The sequence below is a fragment of the Hymenobacter endophyticus genome (assembly GCF_032464715.1).
GTDB lineage: Bacteria > Bacteroidota > Bacteroidia > Cytophagales > Hymenobacteraceae > Hymenobacter > Hymenobacter endophyticus.
Genome location: NZ_JAWDJT010000008.1, coordinates 165,793 through 184,125, shown reverse-complemented (window position 1 = coordinate 184,125; position 18,333 = coordinate 165,793). Strand labels below are relative to the sequence as shown.

Sequence of the window (18,333 nt, the reverse complement as noted above, 5' to 3'; positions counted from 1 at the left end):
GAGGGTTGCAGGAGAAAACCGCCTAATTCGCTATAAGGTAGCGTTTTAGTCGGATAATTTTATTCGCAGATGATCTGATCTTTAAACTCGACATTTACCCGGTGATAGGTATCCCAGCCGAGTACAGGGGGAATTTGACGGTAAAATACCATCAGTTTCGCAAATTTTTCTGAAATATTCTCAGGAAAGCCAAATTCTACTCGTTGGTCGCCGACTTGCTGGGTAAATGAAATCTTGCCGTTGGGGCCCACAAATACTTCCGCCACCTGAGCCCGCCAGAAAGGTTTCTCATCAACGTAGCGCAGAAACTCCAGGTAACGGGTACCAGCGCTATCCTGAAAGAAGCCCGCTGACAAGGGCTGCCCCCCAAGCCGGGAAACTGGCACCACCCGCGCCGTGAACAAGGGAGAAAGCGGCAAACGGTGGCCATCGGCATCCAAGTAACTATCCTGCCGCGAATCCGTGTGGACTAATCGGGCAATAGGGCGGTTCTGGCGCACGTCGGCGTGGAGGTTGCCGGCCAAGTCGCGGTACACCTGTGCATCTTTCACAAAGCTGTGGGCCTTGAGGCGCGTCTCCAAAACCTTTAGGTCTACATCGGCTGGCGAGGCTCCTTCCAGCCGGTCCTCGCCCTGGCGGGTGAGCAAGCTGGTAACCTCCCGCTCACTGATGAAGAAATTGTTGAACTCGTTGCTGATGGACACAATCACGCCAGCCACCGGCCGGTTGGCTTGCCGGAAGGCCGCAAATGCCCCCAGGCCTACCAGAGTCAGCAGGCAGCCCAGGGCAAACAGCAGGTTATTGGCTTTACGCTTCAGCTCCATTCCAGCGAATTTCCAAAATATTCTTTAAACGAGGAACAAGTTGATCAATGTCGCCGGCCCCAACGGTGGCTAATACGTCAAAATTCAGATTGGTTTCGGCATTTTGCAAAATTTCTTCTTTCGTCTGCAAAGATTTTACCGGGGCAGTTATTTGGGACAAAATCAATTCGGAGGTAACGCCGGGCATGGGTAGCTCCCGAGCCGGGTAAATATCCAGCAACACCACTTCATCGGCAATACTCAGGCTTTCAGCGAATCCCGGGGCAAAGTCGCGGGTGCGGCTGAACAAGTGGGGCTGGAAGATGACGCGGAGCCGACGGCCCGGATACAGGGCCCGCACGGAACGCAGGAAGGCCTCAATTTCGCGTGGATGGTGGGCGTAATCATCCACGTAAACTTTAGGTGCGGCCGCAGTGCCGGCCGTCAGGATGAATTCGAAGCGGCGTTTGACACCCTGATAGGCGGCTACGGCAGTGCGCAACTGCTCGGGGCTGAGGCCGTAGAACTGGGCCACGCAGGCGGCGGCCAGCATATTCTCCACGTTGTGGTAGCCCGGCACGGACAGCACGAGGCCATCGGTAGTACCCTGGGGGCCGTGCAGCGCGAAATGGAACTGGTGGCCCTGGGCGGTGATATTGGTAGCGTACAACTCCGGACCTTCCTCGGGCGAGAGGCCGTAGCGAATGACGCGCACGCCTGCCGGGGCGGCGGCGGCCACGCTGGGGTCGGCGGTGTGGTTGATGATGAGCGTGCCGCCGGGCTGAATCTGGCCTACAAACTGCCGGAACGACTCTACCAGCGCCTCCTTGTGGCCGTAGATGTCGAGGTGGTCGGCATCGGTGCTGGTGACGATGGCCACCGTGGGAAACAGCGTTAGAAAGCTCCGGTCGTACTCATCGGCCTCCACTACTACCGGAATGTTAGTGGCGAGTTGTTCGTTGTTTGTTGTTGGTTGTTCGGAGTCGGCAGCCAAGCCTTCGGTGGCTGTGAGGGAATTATTAATTTTTAATTCTTCATTCTTAATTGCTTCCGAAGGCAGCAGCAGGTTGGAGCCCAAATTCACGCTGATACCGCCTAGGAAGGCGGCGCAGGGCACGCCGGCGTGGTGCAGCAGGTGGGCCACCATGCTGCTGGTAGTGGTTTTGCCGTGGGTGCCGGCTACGGCAATGGTGGGCCGGCCCTGGGTTAATAAGCCCAGCACTTGGCTGCGCTTCTGAATATCGTAGCCCTGCTCCCGCAGCCAGGCCCATTCCTGGTGGTCTTTGGGAATGGCGGGCGTGAGGACTACCAGCGTCTGCGCCCGGTTCTGGCGCACGACCAGCGGAATATTCTCCACGGCGTCTTCGTAGTGAATGGCAATACCTTCGGCCGTCAGCTTTTCGGTGAGGGGCGTGGCCGTTTTGTCGTAGCCGCTCACCTCGTAACCGTTGGCCCGAAACCACCGCGCCAGCGCCGACATGCCAATGCCACCAATACCGAGGAAGAAGACGTATTTTTTCAAGGAGCGAGGAGTTAGAAGCTAGGAGTTCGGAGCGGCGGGCAGCAGTTGCAGCAGCTCGTCCACGATGGTAGCGGTGGCCTGGGGATAGGCCAACTGGCGGATATTGGCGGCGAGCTGCTGCTGCCGGGCCGGGTTTTGCAGTAAGGCCAGCGCCTCGTCGTAGAGCACGGCGCCGGCTTCGGCGTCGCGCACGAGCAGGGCGGCGTCTTTCTGGGTGAGGGCTAACGCGTTTTTGGTCTGGTGGTCTTCAGCCACGTTGGGCGAGGGCACCAGGATGCTGGGCTTGCCGGTGAGGCATAGCTCCGACACCGACAACGCCCCAGCCCGGGAAATAACCACATCGGCAGCGGCGTAGGCCAGGTCCATGCGGCGCACGAACTCCAGAGCCTTCAGGTTATCGGCGGTGAAGGGGGCGGCCTGCTTTTCGGCTTCGGGATAGTACACTTTGCCGGTTTGCCAGAGCAGTTGCACGCCCGCTTCGCGCAGGCGGAGCAGGGCGGTGGCCGTGGCCTGGTTGAGCGTGCGGGCCCCCAGGCTGCCTCCAATGATTAGCAGCACCGGCCGGGCGGCATCCAGCCCAAAGAAATCCAGCGCCTCAGCCCGCTGGCCGTCGGCAATTTCGGTGCGCACGGGGTTGCCGGTGAGTACCAGACGGTCGGCTGGGAAGAACTTCTCCATGCCTTCGTAGGCCACGCAGATGCGCTGCACGCGCCGGGCCATGAGCTTGTTCACGAGGCCGGCGTAGGAATTCTGCTCCTGAATCAGGGCCGGAATGCCCCGGGAGGTGGCGGCCATGAGCACCGGAGCCGAGGCGTAGCCCCCCACTCCCACTACCGCATCGGGCCGGAACTTCTCGATGATTTTGCCGGCTTTGCGCACGGCGCGCATCACCTTAATGGGGAACAGCAGGTTTTTGGGCGTGAGGCTGCGCTGCAAACCGGCAATATCCAGGCCCACAATGTCGTAGCCAGCCTCGGGCACGCGGGTCATTTCCATGCGACCGTTAGCCCCCACAAACAGGATTTCGACCTCGGGATGACGGCGGCGTACCTCGTTGGCAATAGCCACGGCCGGGAAAATATGCCCCCCGGTGCCTCCGCCGCTGATGATTAGTTTCATGGTTTAGTGCTTGGTGCGTAGTTGTTAGTGCATAGTGTTTGGAGTATGATGCTCGGCCTAACGAACTAAGCACTACCAACCAAGCACCAGGCACTACCTCAGGCGTACTGCGTCACGCGCGGGATGCGGGCGGTGTCGGCGGGCTCGCCTACCATCGGGCGGATTTCCCGCTCGCCCCGGCTCACGGCCAGGATGATGCCGATGCTGATGCCGGTGAAGATGAGGGAAGTGCCGCCCATGCTCAGCAGAGGCAGCGGCAGGCCGGTAATCGGGCCCAGGCCCACGGCCACGCCCATGTTTACCATGGCCTGCAGCACTAAGCTAAAGCTCAAACCAGCCGAAAGCAGCCCCCCAAACGCGCCGTAGCTGTTCATCACCGTTTTCAGCCCCCGGTACAGGAAGGCCAGGTAGAGAAACAGTACCACTACGCCGCCCACGAGGCCGTATTCCTCGATGATGATGGCGTAGATGAAGTCGGAGTACGGGTGGGGCATGATGTTGCGCTCCGTGCTTTTGCCTGGGCCCTTGCCGAAAATACCGCCGGTGGCCTCCGCAATGTAGGCGTGCTCCAGCTGGAAGGGTACGGGCTTGCTCTTATCGGTGAAGCTTTCGATACGGGACTTTACCGTTTGTAAGCGTTGCCCAGAAGCCAACCCTACGCCACCTACAACTACCCCAATGGCCACCATTACCGCCATCTGCTTGAACGGTACCCGGCCAATGAACATCAGCAGCAGGCAGGTGGCAAACAGCAGCAGCGCCGTGGAGGCATTCGACAGGATAATCAAACCGCAAATCACGCCTACCCACAGCATCACGGGCAGCAGGGTGGTTTTGAAGTCGTCAACGTGCTGCTGACGGCGGCTGAGCATACTGGCTAGATGCGAAATCAAGGCCAGCTTGGCCAAGTCGGAGGGCTGCACGGTTTGGTTGATGACTGGGATGGTAAGCCAACGGGAAGCGCCGTTCACATCTATGCCCATCACAAAAGTGAAGATGAGCAGTGGCACCGAAATCAGCAGGGCGTAGAGCGACAGGCGCGAGTAGTAGCGGTAGTCGATGCGGTGGGCCAGCCACATGAAGAACAAGCCCACGAAGATGAGGCCGGTGTGCTTGATGAGGAAATACTCGGTGTTGCCGCCCATCTTCTTGTAGGCCAGCGTACCCGTAGCCGAATACACCACCGCAATGGAGATGAACGAGAACAGCAGCACGATGCCCCACAGAATAGGGTCACCCTTCAAATTCTGGCGCAGCCAGTCGGTAATGCGCTCCATGGGCGGGCGGTGAAGTGGTGAAATAGTGAATGAGTGAGTATAGAACGTCATGCTGAGCTTGCCGAAGCATCTCTAACTCTGACTAATCAAGAGCCTTACAACAAAGCGGTAGAGATGCTTCGGCGAGTTCAGCATGACGTTCTGCTATTCGTTGGCTTCTTCGTTGGTCTGATTGTCGGTGAGCAGCTGCACGGCCTGGGCGAACTGCCGGCCCCGGTCTTCGTAGTTCTTAAACAAATCGAAAGAGGCGCAGGCGGGCGAGAGGAGCACCACGTCGCCGGGGGCGGCCAAAGCGGCAGCGCGCTGCACGGCGTCGGCCATGCTGCGGGTTTCCTCCAGGTGCGGCACTACCCCGCCGAAGCTGGCTTTCAGTTTCTCATTATCGAGGCCCAGACAAATCAGCGCCTTCACGCGGTTTTCGGCCAGCGGAATGAGCGAGGAGTAGTCGTTGCCCTTATCGGTGCCGCCGGCAATCCAGACGATGGGCTGGCGGATACCGTCGAGGGCAAACCAGGCGGCTTCCACGTTGGTGGCCTTGCTGTCATTGATGAAGCGGGTGCCGTTCAGCTCGCCCACGGGTTGCAGGCGGTGGTCGGCGTTGTGGAAGGAGGCCAGACTGGCTTCAATCTGCGGCTTCTCGATGCCGGCCAGACGGGCGCAGAGTACGGCGGCCAGCATATTCTGGCGGTTGTGCTGCCCGATAAGCGGCGAGGCGGCCGTATTGATTTCCTCCGTCTTGCTGTAAAAGCCCGGCTGCAGATCCACGCATACCCGCTCCTCATCAATATAATAGGCACCCAAATGGTAATCGGGGCGGTGGTGGAGGCTGAAGGGCAGCTGCTGCACCGGCCGCAGGGCCGCCTTAAAGTAGCGCTGGATGTTCTCGTCGTCGGCGTTGTAGATGAAGTGGCCGGTGCTGTCCTGGTTGCGCATGATGCGCAGCTTGGACTGGGCGTAGTCGGCCAAGGAGTAGTTGTATCGGTCGAGGTGGTCGGGGGTGATGTTGAGCAGCACCGAAATCCAGGGCCGGAACTCGTAGGTGTCATCCAGCTGGAAGGAACTCAGCTCCACCACGTAGTAGTCGTGCGCATCAGCCATAACCTGCTCGGCCAGGGAGTAGCCCACGTTGCCGGCCAGGCCCACGCTGAGGCCGGCGGCCTTCAGCAGGTGGTAGGTGAGCAGCGTGGTGGTGGTTTTGCCGTTGGTGCCCGTGATGCAAATGCACTTAGCCTGGGTATAGCGGCCGGCCAGCTCAATTTCCGAAATGATGGGCGTGCCTTTCTCGCGCAGCGCCTGAATGATGGGCGCTTTCTCGGGGATGCCGGGGCTTTTCACCACCTCATCGGCCCGCAGAATTTCAGCGTCGGTGTGCTGGTTTTCCTCGAAGGGAATACCGGCGGCTTCCAGCTTCTGCCGGTAGGCGGGCTGGATGGGGCTTTTGTCGGAAACGAAAACGGTGTGCCCCTTGGCCTGGGCCAGCAGCGCCGCCCCTACCCCACTTTCCCCGGCTCCTAGAATGACGTAGTGCATGATTATTCAGGTTGTATTTCTCGCAGTGTTTCGCGGTGGAAAACGCAGTGTTGCGCAGTGTTCTGACGCCTGAACACTGCGCAACACTGCGTTTTTCCACCGCGAAACACTGCGAGAAACTCCATTAGCGCAGTTTGAGAGTAACCAAAGTCAGTACCGCCAGCATAATGCCCACAATCCAGAACCGGGACACGATTTTGGATTCGTGGTAGCCCAGCTTCTGGTAGTGGTGGTGCAGGGGCGACATGCGCAGCAAACGGCGGCCCTCGCCGTATTTGCGGCGGGTGTATTTGAAGTAGCTCACCTGCAGCATCACCGAGAGGTTTTCAATCAGAAACACCCCGCACAGCACCGGAATCAGCAGCTCCTTGCGCACAATCAGGGCCAGCACCGCAATGATGCCCCCGATGGCCAACGAGCCGGTGTCGCCCATGAAAACCTGGGCCGGGTACGAGTTGTACCACAGAAAGCCCACGCAAGCCCCCACAAACGCGGCGCAGAAAATAACCAGCTCCCCCGAATTCGGAATGAACATGATATCCAGGTAATCAGCCAGCAGCGCGTTACCACTCACGAAGGCAAAAATGGCCAGCGTGATGCCGATGATGGCCGAGGTACCAGCCGCCAGCCCGTCGAGGCCGTCGGTGATGTTGGCTCCGTTGCTGACGGCCGTGATGATGACGATGACGATGGGAATATAGAAGAAGGCGTAGTATTCGTTGAAAAAGTCGCCGGCCGTGGCGAACAGGTCGCCGTAGTTCAGCTCGTTGTTCTTGAGGAAGGGCACCGTGGTAATCATCAGCTTCACATCCTGGTACACCGAGCTGGCATCCACGGCCGAGAACGAGCCGTTGGGCAGCGCGTACTGGCGCACGGTCACGTCGTTGCTGAAAAACAGCACCCAGCCCACGGTAAGCCCCAGACCAACCTGGCCCAGAATCTTGAAGCGCCCGGCCAGCCCTTCCTTGTCCTTCTTCACTACCTTAATATAGTCGTCCACGAACCCAATGAGGCCCAGCCACACGGTGCTCAGCAACATCAGCACGATGTAGATGTTGTCGAGCTTGGCAAACAGCAGCACCGGCACCAGAATGGCCAGCAGAATAATGAGCCCGCCCATCGTGGGCGTCCCCTTCTTCTCCATCTGCCCCTGCAAACCCAAATCCCGGATCGACTCCCCGATCTGCTGACGCTGGAGCAGCCGGATCAACGGAGCACCGAAATACTGCGCAATGATGAGGGAGGTAACTACCGACAGCGCCGCCCGGAACGAGCTGTACTGAAACACGCCCGTACCCGGCAGGTGGTACGTTTTGTAGAGGTAGTTGAAGAGGTAATACAGCATGGGCGCAAGGTCAGCAGTTGGCAGTCAGAGGGAGTCCAAGCTGCAAAGATTCGGTTTTTTGGGTTTGGTTGTTGGTTTTTGGGTGTTTGGCGGCGGCTGATTGATTGTGGTTTGTCATCCTGAGCAAAGCGAAGGACCTTACCATAAAAGAACAATTGGCGTAACAACGTCTCAGGCAGGCGTAATAAGGTCCTTCGCTTTGCTCAGGATGACAAACCACAATCGACCAGCCGCCAGCACTAAACTCACTTCCCCAGCAGGTCGAACATGGTAGCCAGCACCTGCTTGTCGTCGAAGTCGGTTTTGACGCCTTTGATTTCCTGGTAGGTTTCGTGGCCTTTACCGGCAACCAGTACAATATCGTTGGGGCCAGCCAGGGCCACGGCGGTTTTGATGGCCTCGCGCCGGTCGGCAATGGTAAGCACCTTGCCCTGGGCCGCGGCGGGCACGCCGGCCTGCATCTGGGCTAGAATGTCGTTGGGGTCCTCGAAGCGTGGGTTATCGGAGGTTAGCACGGCGCGGTCTGACAGCTGGGCCGCCAGGCGGGCCATGATAGGCCGTTTGGCCCCGTCCCGGTTGCCGCCGCAGCCCACCACGGTAATCACCTGCTGGCTGGGCTGGCGGATGTCGGCAATGGTTTGCAGCACGTTTTCCAGCGCGTCGGGCGTGTGGGCGTAATCCACGATGCCCGTAACGCGGCTTTTCGGCGACACAATCGGCTCAAACCGGCCCGGGGCCGAGGTCAGGCCCGACAGCACCGTGAGCACCTCCGTGGGTTCCTCGCCCAGCAGCACCGCTGCCCCGTAAATGGCCAGCAGATTGTAGGCATTGAACACCCCGATGAGGCGAAATTGCACCTCCCGGCCGTCTACTTCCAGGTGTAGCCCGTGCACGGCATTTTCGATGAGCTTGCCCCGGAAGTTGCCGTTGCCGCGCATAGAATACGTTTCGCGGCGGCCCGTCACGTTTTGCAGCATCACCGGCCCACGCTTGTCGTCGGCGTTGGTGAGGGCAAAGGCCGACTTCGGCAGCTGATCGAAAAAGCCCTTTTTGGCCTTCAGGTAGGCATCGAAGGTGCCGTGGTAGTCGAGGTGGTCGTGGGTGAGGTTGGTGAAGATGCCGCCCGCGAAGTGCAGGCCCGTGATGCGGTGCTGCACCACGGCGTGGCTGCTGACTTCCATGAACACGTGGGTGCAGCCGGCCCGCAGCATACGCGCCAGCAGCTCGTTCAGGCGGATGGCGTCGGGGGTCGTGTGGGTGCTGGGAATCACCTCCTCGTCAATCTGGTTCTGCACCGTGCTCAGCAGCCCGCAGTGGTAGCCCAGTTCCCGGAACAGCTTGTGCAGAATGGTGGCGCAAGTGGTTTTGCCGTTGGTGCCCGTAATGCCCACCAGCTGCAATTTGCGCGAGGGGTGGCCGTAGAACTCCGCCGCCATCCGGGCCATAGCCTCCGCTGAATCGGGCACCTGCACGTAGGCAACTTCAGGGTTCAGCGCGGCCGGCAACTCCTCACACACCACGGCAGCCACGCCCTGCTCCACGGCTTTGGCAATAAACTGGTGCCCGTCGGTGGCGGTGCCGCGCAAGGCGAAGAACACCGTGCCGAGGCCCGCCTGCCGCGAATCGAGGGTGAGGCTGGTAATGGGTACCTCGGCCGGGCCGGGCTGGGCCAGCACCGTTACGGGTTTCAGCAGCGAGGAAAGGGAGGTATGCAGCGTATTCAAAGCAGGTTGTGGCAGAGTAAAGCGCAGCGGCGCAGTGTTGCAAAAGAGAAGCGGGTGGCGCGGCTCAGGCTCTGGGCCTGCTTTGCGCTTTGGTAGCGGCCGTGGCCTTTTTCGGGGCTGCCGGCCGGGCAGCCGGCACTGGTCTCGGCCGGGCGGTTGACGTAACCGGCTGGGACGCGGCATTCGACCGGGGCGTGCGGTTTTCCAGGGGGTCCGGCACCGCTACGGGCAGCAGCACCGGCGCACTCAGACGGCCCCCAATGGGCTCCAGCTGCAACACCACCGTGGTACCGGGCCGGGCCACCGAGCCCGCCGCTACCGACTGTGCCTTCACGCGCCCACTGCCCACGGAGCGCACCCGCAGCCGGCGGTTTTCCAGCAGAAACAGGGCGTCGCGCAGGGTCAGGCCCTGCACGTTGGGCACCCGGCCGGGGCGCACGGGCATGGCTTTCAGCGTCAGGCTGGCTTTATCGGTATCCGGGTGGGCGGTGCGCACCCAGTCCTCGCCGCCGCCGGTGGCGTTGTGCGTTACGCCCAGCTTGCTGAACATCATCGTCAGCTCATCCTGCATGCCGGCCGGCACGTTGGGCACCCGCGACTTACGCACCGGGGCCCGGGCCAGCAAGGGGCGCTGCGAAGCTACGTCGCGGGCCATGGCTTTATCGGCCAGCTCCCGGAACACCGGCGCGGCCACGTCGGCCCCGTAAATGCGGCCGTTCTTGGGCGAATCCACCACCACAATGCAGCTGTACTTGGGATTATCAGCCGGGAAGTAGCCGCAGAAGCTGGTGGAGTACACCTTGGTATAAGCGCCGTTCTTGAATTTCCAGGCGGTGCCGGTTTTGCCCGCAATCAGGTAATCGGTGGTGCGGATGCCGCGGGCGGTGCCGTGCTCCACCACTCCTTCCATCATGGCGCGCACCTTTTGCAGGGTTTCCTCGGAGCAGATTTTGGGGTTCAGCACCTGCCCTTCGTACTTCTCCAGCACCTTATCGGCCTGCTTGATTTCGCGCACGATGATGGGCTGCACCTTCACGCCGTCGTTGGCCACGGCGTTGTAGAAGGCCAGCGTCTGGAGCGGGGCCAGCTTCAGCTCGTAGCCGATGCTCATGGTAGTCAGGGAAGTACGGCTCCAGCTCCGGTCTTTGGGGTCCTTGATATAGGGCCGCGCTTCACCGGCCATCTGGAAGCCCAGCGGCTTATCCAGCCCGAATTTTTTGAGGTAGTCGGTGTATTTATCGGGGTTCTTGTTGAATACCCGGTCGGCCAGCATAGCCACGCCGATGTTGGAAGACTTCTCGAATACCTGCTGCAACGTAATGCGGCCGTAGGGGTGCGAGTCGGTTTTCACGGCTCCGCCAATCTTCTTGGAGCCGGTGTTGCCGGTGTTGATGGTGTCGGTGAGCTGCAAGTCGGGGTTTTCCTCGAAGGCGGCCATCATGGAGGCCAGCTTGAAGGTGGAGCCCGGCTCGGTGCGGCCCTGGTCGGCAATGGCGTAGTTGTAATCCTCGCGGTACACGCCCTCGGCCACCTTGCCCAGGTTGGCCACGGCCTTGATTTCGCCGGTTTTTACCTCCATCAGAATCACGGTGCCGTACTGAGCGTTATTCTCCACCAGGGACTTGTACAGGGCATTTTCGGCCACGTCCTGGAGGTTGATGTCGAGGGTCGTTTTCACGTCGTAGCCGGGCTGGGGCTTCACCTCGGTGCCATCGTAAATGGGCTTGTTGCCGCCGGGCAGGCGCTCGAACAGGGCTTCCCCATCCTTGCCGGCCAGGTGCTTGTTGAAGGTAAATTCCAGGCCCGCCCCGTTCTTGTCTTCGTTGATGAAGCCAATGGTGCGCTGGGCCAGCCCGCCGAAGGGCCGGAAGCGCTTATCCACCTTCTCAAATATCACCCCGCCCCGGTTTTTGCCTTCCCGGAAAATGGGCCACTTCGCCAGCTCCTTTTTCTCCTGAAAGTTGATTTGCCGGGAGTTCAGGCGCAGGTAGCGCGACTTGTTACGCTTGGCTTTGTTGAGGCGCGAAAGGTAGTCCAGCGGCGTCCGGTCCCCGAAAAAGCGGGACAGCATCAGCGCCAAAGAGTCGTCCTTTTGGTTGAACAGCTCATCACTGACCACGCTGGGGTCCCAGGCCACCCGGTAGAAGGGCAATGAGGTAGCCATGATGCTCTCGTTATCGGAGTAGATGTTGCCGCGGGTGGCGAATACCGGCTGGTACACAATGCGGCGCTCCTGCTCTAGGGCGCTCCATTTGGCCCCTTCGGTGAACTGCACGTGCGTAATGCGCCACACTACGGCGCAGGAAAACAGGCACACGCCCAGAAAAGCCAGCCGGACGCGGGTAACGATGCTCTTTTTAACGTTTCCTTTCATTGCGGCGGGTCGTAGCGGAACGATTGGAAGAAGGTGAATCAGTGGTATGCTCGCCCACGGCATCGGTGCCGATGGGCACGGGCGGGGCCCCAATTTCTACGGTGTCGCCCACAGCGGGCCCGGCTACGCGGCGCAGGGAGTCAGCTTTGGCCCGGGCCACCAGGGCCGCCACCGAGTCGGCAGTAAGCACGGGCAGCATGTCCAGCTCGGCCTCATCGAGGTGGCCGGCGGGCACGGCAATGCGGAAGGGCGGCGAGGAGCTTTCCACCAGCCCGTAGGGAGCTACTTTGCGGGCCACCTCACTTTGCTTGCTGGCCTCCATATAGTCTGATTTGAGGGTAGTGTAGTCGGCCCGCAAGTCCTCCGATTCCACCTTCAGCTTCTGGATGCTGCGGTTCATGCGGGTGGCATAGTGCGTGTTGCCGATGTACACCAAGGTCAGAAACATGATAAACAGCAGCTTGGGCAGGTAGCGCACCGGCAGCCCTTCCCGGAACAGGCCATCCACCCGCGTAACGCGCTCCAGCAGGGTAAATACGCTCCAGGAACTGCCTTTTTCGGCGGCGGGGCGCGGCGGGCGCGGGGGCTTGGGGGCCCGGGGCGCCGGGGCGGGCGCGGGCTGGGGCTCGGCCACTACCACCGGCTCAGGAGCCAGCACGCGGGGCCGGTTGGCGCGGGGCTGTTCAGCAGGACGGATGGTATTGGTGGCCATTTCAGGAATTAAAAATTGAGAATTACGAATTAAAAATTGACCGTTTCAATCGGACTTACCGCCTTGCTTCCCTTCCGGAAAAGCCAAAACACACCTCGTTTCTTTACCGAAAGCCACGCCATTTCTTAATTCTTAATTGCGACGCGCAGCTTTGCACTCCGGGCACGGCTGTTTAGGGCGGTTTCCTCGGGGGAGGCTTCCACGGGCTTGCGGGTGAGCACCTCGAAGGGCAGGTTGGTGCGCCCAAACAAATCCTTCTCCACTTCGCCGTAAAATTTGCCTTTGGCCAAAAAGTTCTTCACCAGCCGGTCTTCCAGGGAGTGGTAGCTCATGACCACCAGCCGGCCGCCGGGGCGCAGTACCTGGGCGGTTTGCTCCAGCATTTCGCGCAGGGCAGCCATTTCGTCGTTGGCCTCAATGCGCAACGCCTGGAACACCTGGGCCAGGTACTTATTTTCCTTGCCCCGGGGCATCACGGGGGCAATGGCCTTTTTCAGGGCCCCGATGGTGGTGAGGCTCTGCCCCCGCCGGGCGGCGGCCACCGTGGCGGCCAGCGTGCGGGCGTTGGTTACCTCCCCATACATCCCGAAAATACGGTGCAGCTCGGCTTCGGAATAGTCGTTGATGATGTCGGCGGCTGAGGTTTCCTCGCCCTCAGAATTCATGCGCATATCCAAAGGCCCTTCGAAACGGGTGCTGAAGCCCCGCTCCGGCGTATCAAACTGGTGCGACGACACGCCCAGATCGGCCAGCAGCCCATCCACGGGCAGGGCCCCGGCCCGTTGCAGCTCCTGGTGCAGGTGGCGGAAGTTGCTGCGGATGAAGGTAAACTCCGGGCGGGCCAGCTTGGCGGCTTCCTGCTCGGCATCCGCATCCTGGTCGAAGCTGTACAGGTGCCCGGTCTTGTCAAGGCGCTCCAGAATCCGGGCCGAGTGCCCGCCGCCCCCGAACGTGACGTCTACGTAACGGCCGCCGGGCTGCAAATCCAGCGCCTCCAGGCACTGTTGCAGCATTACCGGGCGGTGGTAGTCGGTATCGTTCTGGTAGTGGTCCAAGGCAATAGGTTAAGCCGCCAGCGGGTTGGCGGCGGTGGGGTCAAGGGTCAGGAATTTCTGGGCCAGCTTGGAGAAAGTCGGCTGGTCTTTAATGAGGAAGTCGTCGTAGCGCGTGGGGTCCCAGATTTCGCAGCGGTTACCCAGGCCTACTATAATGGCCTCCTTCTCGATACCGGCGTAGCGGCGCATGGTGCCCGGCAGCATAAACCGGCCAATGCTATCCAGCTCTACCTCCGTCATGCCCCGGAAGAAGTTGCGCTGAAACTGCCGGTACTCCTCGTTAAACTCATCCAGCGCCATCACCTTCTCGTGAATTATACGCCAGGCGGCCCGGGGGTACAACACCAGGCAGGGCTCAAACCCGCGCACCAGCACCAGCTGGTTACCCGAGGCCTCGGGCAGGTTGCCCTTCACCTTGGCCGGCAGCACCAGCCGACCTTTGGGGTCGAGCTTGCACTCGTATTCGCCGGAGAGCAGCTGGGTCATGGGGAGGGAAGTGAGCGGGCATAGAAACGGGGTATAGCAAAAGTACGCAACCCATCGGAAAAGCCCACCACTATTTACCATTTTCTACCACCACCAAAAACCCCGCCTACTCGCTTCAAAAGCATTTTTCAACCACTCCCGTAGCCTGCCGCCAACCAACAGTGCCAAGATGACAGCTACCACCAGCACGTCGTATTAGAGTACTAACCAGCCGGCAACGCTTGGGCAAAGGTCCGCAATTTCATACACTGCGTACTCAAATTTAGCAGGCTATACTCTAGGGCTTAGCTTGTATCTTTGCCTTCGAATATGAAACGCCCTTTGCTACACAGGCTCTTTAGCTGCTGGCTGGCTCTGCTGGTCCTCACCTCTTCGGTGGGGCTCACGGTGCAGCAGCATACGTGTAGGCAAAGCGGCCACCGCTCAGCGGCGGTAGTATTCAGCCCGGCGCGCCACGGCTGCCCGCCGGTGCAGGCCCGGCAGCACAACCTGGAGCAGGCAGGCCCGACAAAGCTCACGGCGTCCTGCTGCGAGTTTGGGGCCCATTTTCACAAGCTGGATGCACCTTCAGCGGAGTTAGCCTGGCTGAAAGTACCCGCCCCGGCAATTGTACCGGAGTGGCCCGCCCCGGCTATGTGGGCGGCGGTACCGGCTTTTATCTGGATAGCTGGCCCCCAGGGCTGGCACGCCGCCGACTCCTCGCCCCCACCCCGAGCCGGGCGGCAGCTGCTCACGTTCGTGGGCGTGCTGGTAGTCTAGCGTTTTCTGCGCTTCTCCTCACCGGGAGAGAACAAAGGCCCGTGCCGGTGAGGCATCGGTCATCAGAAACGCTAACTACGTAATTATCATGAGTTTTCTTTCAAGACCCGGCCGGCTGGCTGCCGCTACGGGCTTGGTGCTGGGCAGCACCCTGCCGGTTATAGCCCAAACGCCCGACGCCTCGGTGGCACCCGTGCGCGGGCAGGTGCTGGATGGCACCACCAATACGCCGGTGCCCGGCGCGGTAGTGCGCTGGCTGAGCGCCCCAACTGAGGCGGCCACCACCGATACCCAGGGTTCTTTCTCGCTAGTGCGGCCCGCCAGCCCCGATACTCGCCTGATCATCAACTTTTTGGGGTACCAGGCCGATACCGTACAGGCCAGCGGCGGCTACCTGCGCGTGAGCCTGCGCCGCTCTCAGGAGCTGGGCGAGGTAAAAGTAGAAGGCCGCGCCCCTTCTTACTCGGGCCTCACGCCCACCAACACCCAGGTTATCACCAGCCGCGACCTGACCAAATCGGCCTGCTGTAATCTGGCCGAGAGCTTCGAAACCAACGCCTCGGTGGAAGTTTCGACCACTGATGCCGTGTCGGGGGCTAAGCAGATTCAGCTGCTGGGGCTGGATGGAGCCTATTCCCTGCTCACCATTGATAACCTACCGGCGCTGCGGGGCCTCTCTACTCCTTACCGGCTGGGCTACCTGGCGGGGCCCTGGATTGAGAGCATCGACATCATCAAGGGTATGGGCTCGGTGGTGAATGGCTACGAAAGCATTGCCGGCCAGGTAAACGTGCGCCTCAAAGAACCCGACAAAACCGACCGGCTGCTGTTCAACGCTTATGGCAACGACCTGGGCAAGTTCGACGTGAACCTGAACCTGGCCACCCGCGTGAGCAAGAAGGTAAGTACGGCCCTGCTGCTGCACACCGACCACCTGGGCCGCCGCGTCGACCGTAACAACGACACCTTCCTGGATTTACCGCTGGCCACGCAGTTCAACCTCTTTAACAAGTGGAAGTACATGTCGGGCAAGGGGCTGGTGACGGAAGTGGGCCTGGGGGCTTTGCGCGAAACCCGCCAGGGCGGGCAGCTGGGCTACCGGGAAGGCCAGGCACAGCCGGGCGCGTTCTACGGCACCACCCAGGAAACCGACCGATACACCGGCTACGCCAAAACCAGCTACACCTGGCCCGGCCGGCCCTACCAGAGCCTAGGCCTGCTGCTGAGCGGCACCAGCCACGACTTTACCTCCCGCTACGGCCCGCGCACCTACGACGGCACCCAGACCACGGGCCTGGCCACGCTGCTGTTCCAGAGCATCATTGGTACCACGGCCCACACCTACCGGGCCGGCCTGAGTTTTTTGCACGATGATTTCCGGGAAGTATTCCGCACCGGCTTCACTTACGCCACCGAGACGCCGGCGGAGCGCTATGCCCGGGAGCACCGCAACCGCCTGGAGCAGGTGCCCGGCGCCTTTGCCGAGTACACCTACCAGAACGCCCGCAACCTGACGGTGGTAACTGGCCTGCGCCTGGATTACCACAACCTCTACGGCTGGTTTCTGACGCCCCGCCTCAACGTGAAGTACGACCCGGCCAAGAACACGGTGCTGCGCCTGGCTGCCGGCCGGGGTCAGCGCACGGCCAACCCCATTGCCGAAAACGCCGGCATGCTGGTCAGCTCCCGCGACTTCGTCATCAGCCCCAACCTGCGGCCCGAAACGGCTTGGAACGTGGGCGGCTCGTTCACCCAATACTTCAACGCCTTCGGCCGGCCCGGCACCTTCATCACCGACTACTACCACACCGAGTTCCAGAACCAAGTGGTGGCTGACCCCTACTCCGTAGCCTCTTACCTGCTTATTGGTAACCTAGAGGCCGGAGGACGCAGCTTTTCCCGCAGCTTCCAGACGGAGGTGCAGGTGGAGCCGGTGAAGGGCTTGCAAGCCAAAGCGGCCTACAAATACCTGGATGTGCAGACCACTTACATCGGCGAGCTACTGCCCCGGGTGCTCACGCCCCGGCACCGGTTATTTCTGAATCTGGGGTACGCTACGGCTTTTGATAAATGGCGGGCAGACGTTACGGTACAGGGCTTCGGGCGCCGCCCCCTGGCCCACGCGCCCGGCAGCGGCCACCAGCACGGCGCCGAATCCGGCCTGATGTATGCCCCGCGCTACGCCCTGCTTAATACCCAGCTCACTCGCGCCTTCAAGCGGTTTGAGGTATACGCCGGCGTCGAGAACCTGACCAACTACCGCCAGCCTAACCCCATTGAAGGTGCCTATGCGCCTTTCGGCCCGAATTTTGACGCGGCCATGATCTGGGGGCCGGTATATGGCCGCATGACGTACGCCGGCCTGCGCTTTACGCTTCAATAACTACCTGGGTGCAATTATTTTGCCCGCATTTTCATTACTGAATAACCCTTTTGCTCAACATGAAACTCTTCTCGTCTTTCCTGCTCGCCTGCACGCTCCTGTTTTCTTCCGCCTCCTTTGCCCAGCAAACAACTCCGAAGGCGAAGGGCAACGGCACCGAAACGCTACAGCTAAAAACGTCCGCCGTATGCGACATGTGCAAAGCCCGCCTCGAAAAGTCGTTGGCCTACGAAAAAGGGGTGCAGGCCGCTACCTTGGATGTACCCAGCAAAATTCTCACGGTAACCTACCGCCCCGACAAAACCACCCCGGCCGCCCTACGCACCGCCGTGCAGAAAACCGGCTATGATGCCGGCGACCAAACGGCTGAAGCCCGGGCGTACGACCGGCTACCCGACTGCTGCAAAAAGACCAATAGCACCCACTAACATCACAAAAAAGCCTCCCAACCAGTGGGAGGCTTTTTTGTTGGAAGGTGAGTTAAGCAGCCATGCTACCCAGCATCCGCACCTCAAACTGCAAGTTGGCGGCAAAAGCCAGCGGCCGGTTTAGGCGGCGGCGGTTGGTGCCCGATATTTCCAGCGTAAACCATTCAGAGCGCAAAAACTCCAGCAGGTTAGGCTGGCCTAGCAGTTCCATTTCAATGTGAGTAGGCTGAATGTTGCGTTGACAAAATGTGGCAATCGGGATTTTGCGGCTGTTGGCTGTTAAAAAGCAGCTGCCACTTTCCAGTGCCCCCAGTGTGGGCGTGCCCCGTCCAATACCATGCTCCGGATCAGGAGTCCAGTCTAGGGTGGCGGCCCGTAGTGTAACGGCCGTTACGCCCGGATGCGTGAGTGAAGCCAGGCAGGGCAACGAGCTTGGCAACGTTGTTTCACAGAGAAAAATCAAGTCCATTCCGGGGTCGATGCGCAGGTTTATAGCCCGGGTGCTTAGTCCAAACGCGGAACGCAAGGAGCGCCGAAGGCCCTCATGCGTGGAAATGGTAAGTGAAACGCCCAGAATTACGGGTGCAGTACCCGGAGGGGCACCGATGGTAGGAGAAGCAGGTGTCATAATATAAATAGGTGCGTAAGGTTGAGTAGGCATCAGAACAGGGGCCAGCAACAAGAAACTGCAGCAAGCACAGACAGGGTATCTACGGCAGAAACTACTAGGAACGCTTTGATTATCAGCGGTAAAGTATAGCAAGCAGGCTCAAAAGTAGACCAGAGTCCCATTCTGACCTGTTGAAAATTGTTTTC

At 60.4% G+C, this 18,333-nt stretch carries 15 protein-coding genes; 3 read left to right on the top strand and 12 right to left on the bottom strand.

Features of this window, described 5'->3' with window-relative positions; genetic code table 11:
• Window positions 1-59: 59 nt before the first annotated feature.
• From ROI90_RS13220 to mraZ, 11 genes are all read right to left on the bottom strand, one after another.
• On the bottom strand, window positions 60-824 hold the full coding sequence (locus ROI90_RS13220; protein WP_315998822.1) for a cell division protein FtsQ/DivIB: 765 nt from the start codon (window positions 822-824) through the stop codon (window positions 60-62).
• Entirely contained in the window at window positions 808-2,283 is a 1,476-nt protein-coding gene (locus ROI90_RS13215; RefSeq protein ID WP_407660769.1) for a UDP-N-acetylmuramate--L-alanine ligase, read from the bottom strand. The genes ROI90_RS13220 and ROI90_RS13215 overlap by 17 nt, the downstream gene beginning before the upstream one ends.
• Window positions 2,284-2,343: 60 nt before the next feature.
• On the bottom strand, window positions 2,344-3,444 hold the full coding sequence (murG, locus tag ROI90_RS13210; protein ID WP_315998820.1) for an undecaprenyldiphospho-muramoylpentapeptide beta-N-acetylglucosaminyltransferase: 1,101 nt from the start codon (window positions 3,442-3,444) through the stop codon (window positions 2,344-2,346).
• 98 nt (window positions 3,445-3,542) lie between these two features.
• Window positions 3,543-4,721, bottom strand: coding sequence for an FtsW/RodA/SpoVE family cell cycle protein (locus tag ROI90_RS13205; protein ID WP_315998819.1), 1,179 nt, complete (start codon window positions 4,719-4,721; stop codon window positions 3,543-3,545).
• A 144-nt stretch (window positions 4,722-4,865) separates the two neighbouring features.
• A complete protein-coding gene (gene murD / locus ROI90_RS13200) occupies window positions 4,866-6,251 on the bottom strand; it encodes a UDP-N-acetylmuramoyl-L-alanine--D-glutamate ligase (protein ID WP_315998818.1) in 1,386 nt (461 codons plus the stop codon).
• A gap of 124 nt (window positions 6,252-6,375) precedes the next feature.
• Complete coding sequence (gene mraY, locus ROI90_RS13195) at window positions 6,376-7,596, bottom strand: phospho-N-acetylmuramoyl-pentapeptide-transferase (protein WP_315998817.1); 1,221 nt, start codon at window positions 7,594-7,596, stop codon at window positions 6,376-6,378.
• A 245-nt stretch (window positions 7,597-7,841) separates the two neighbouring features.
• Window positions 7,842-9,311 (bottom strand): UDP-N-acetylmuramoyl-L-alanyl-D-glutamate--2,6-diaminopimelate ligase, encoded by a 1,470-nt coding sequence (locus tag ROI90_RS13190; RefSeq protein ID WP_315998916.1) that lies wholly within the window; start codon window positions 9,309-9,311, stop codon window positions 7,842-7,844.
• A gap of 73 nt (window positions 9,312-9,384) precedes the next feature.
• Window positions 9,385-11,694, bottom strand: coding sequence for a penicillin-binding protein (locus ROI90_RS13185; RefSeq protein ID WP_315998816.1), 2,310 nt, complete (start codon window positions 11,692-11,694; stop codon window positions 9,385-9,387).
• Window positions 11,678-12,406: an FtsL-like putative cell division protein gene (locus tag ROI90_RS13180; RefSeq protein WP_315998815.1), complete on the bottom strand. Its 729-nt coding sequence runs from the start codon at window positions 12,404-12,406 to the stop codon at window positions 11,678-11,680. The genes ROI90_RS13185 and ROI90_RS13180 overlap by 17 nt, the downstream gene beginning before the upstream one ends.
• A gap of 125 nt (window positions 12,407-12,531) precedes the next feature.
• Window positions 12,532-13,461, bottom strand: a complete 930-nt coding sequence (rsmH, locus tag ROI90_RS13175; protein ID WP_315998814.1) for a 16S rRNA (cytosine(1402)-N(4))-methyltransferase RsmH — start codon at window positions 13,459-13,461, stop codon at window positions 12,532-12,534.
• A gap of 9 nt (window positions 13,462-13,470) precedes the next feature.
• Window positions 13,471-13,947, bottom strand: coding sequence for a division/cell wall cluster transcriptional repressor MraZ (gene mraZ, locus ROI90_RS13170; protein WP_315998813.1), 477 nt, complete (start codon window positions 13,945-13,947; stop codon window positions 13,471-13,473).
• 309 nt (window positions 13,948-14,256) lie between these two features.
• Between mraZ and ROI90_RS13165 the strand changes: the two genes are divergently transcribed.
• The 3 genes from ROI90_RS13165 to ROI90_RS13155 all read left to right on the top strand — a co-directional run bounded on the left by ROI90_RS13165 (window position 14,257) and on the right by ROI90_RS13155 (window position 17,517).
• Entirely contained in the window at window positions 14,257-14,706 is a 450-nt protein-coding gene (locus ROI90_RS13165; RefSeq protein ID WP_315998812.1) for a hypothetical protein, read from the top strand.
• An 88-nt stretch (window positions 14,707-14,794) separates the two neighbouring features.
• Window positions 14,795-17,089 carry a TonB-dependent receptor gene (locus ROI90_RS13160; protein ID WP_315998811.1) on the top strand — a complete coding sequence of 765 codons (2,295 nt, stop codon included), beginning with the start codon at window positions 14,795-14,797 and terminating at the stop codon, window positions 17,087-17,089.
• A gap of 59 nt (window positions 17,090-17,148) precedes the next feature.
• On the top strand, window positions 17,149-17,517 hold the full coding sequence (locus ROI90_RS13155) for a heavy-metal-associated domain-containing protein (protein ID WP_315998810.1): 369 nt from the start codon (window positions 17,149-17,151) through the stop codon (window positions 17,515-17,517).
• Between the two features lie 52 nt (window positions 17,518-17,569).
• On the opposite strand, the gene ROI90_RS13150 is transcribed toward ROI90_RS13155, so the two are convergent.
• Window positions 17,570-18,145: a hypothetical protein gene (locus ROI90_RS13150; RefSeq protein ID WP_315998809.1), complete on the bottom strand. Its 576-nt coding sequence runs from the start codon at window positions 18,143-18,145 to the stop codon at window positions 17,570-17,572.
• Between the last annotated feature and the right edge of the window lie 188 nt (window positions 18,146-18,333).

Bases quoted from the DNA above. Each gene is read 5' to 3' on its own strand.
- ROI90_RS13180 (WP_315998815.1), bottom strand. From the start codon at position 12,406: ATGGCCACCAATACCATCCGTCCTGCTGAACAGCCCCGCGCCAACCGG.
- ROI90_RS13150 (WP_315998809.1), bottom strand. From the start codon at position 18,145: ATGACACCTGCTTCTCCTACCATCGGTGCCCCTCCGGGTACTGCACCC.
- ROI90_RS13160 (WP_315998811.1), top strand. From the start codon at position 14,795: ATGAGTTTTCTTTCAAGACCCGGCCGGCTGGCTGCCGCTACGGGCTTG.
- murG (WP_315998820.1), bottom strand. From the start codon at position 3,444: ATGAAACTAATCATCAGCGGCGGAGGCACCGGGGGGCATATTTTCCCG.
- ROI90_RS13165 (WP_315998812.1), top strand. From the start codon at position 14,257: ATGAAACGCCCTTTGCTACACAGGCTCTTTAGCTGCTGGCTGGCTCTG.
- ROI90_RS13185 (WP_315998816.1), bottom strand. From the start codon at position 11,694: ATGAAAGGAAACGTTAAAAAGAGCATCGTTACCCGCGTCCGGCTGGCT.
- ROI90_RS13215 (WP_407660769.1), bottom strand. From the start codon at position 2,283: ATGTCGGCGCTGGCGCGGTGGTTTCGGGCCAACGGTTACGAGGTGAGC.
- ROI90_RS13205 (WP_315998819.1), bottom strand. From the start codon at position 4,721: ATGGAGCGCATTACCGACTGGCTGCGCCAGAATTTGAAGGGTGACCCT.
- murD (WP_315998818.1), bottom strand. From the start codon at position 6,251: ATGCACTACGTCATTCTAGGAGCCGGGGAAAGTGGGGTAGGGGCGGCG.
- ROI90_RS13220 (WP_315998822.1), bottom strand. From the start codon at position 824: ATGGAGCTGAAGCGTAAAGCCAATAACCTGCTGTTTGCCCTGGGCTGC.
- ROI90_RS13155 (WP_315998810.1), top strand. From the start codon at position 17,149: ATGAAACTCTTCTCGTCTTTCCTGCTCGCCTGCACGCTCCTGTTTTCT.
- mraY (WP_315998817.1), bottom strand. From the start codon at position 7,596: ATGCTGTATTACCTCTTCAACTACCTCTACAAAACGTACCACCTGCCG.
- mraZ (WP_315998813.1), bottom strand. From the start codon at position 13,947: ATGACCCAGCTGCTCTCCGGCGAATACGAGTGCAAGCTCGACCCCAAA.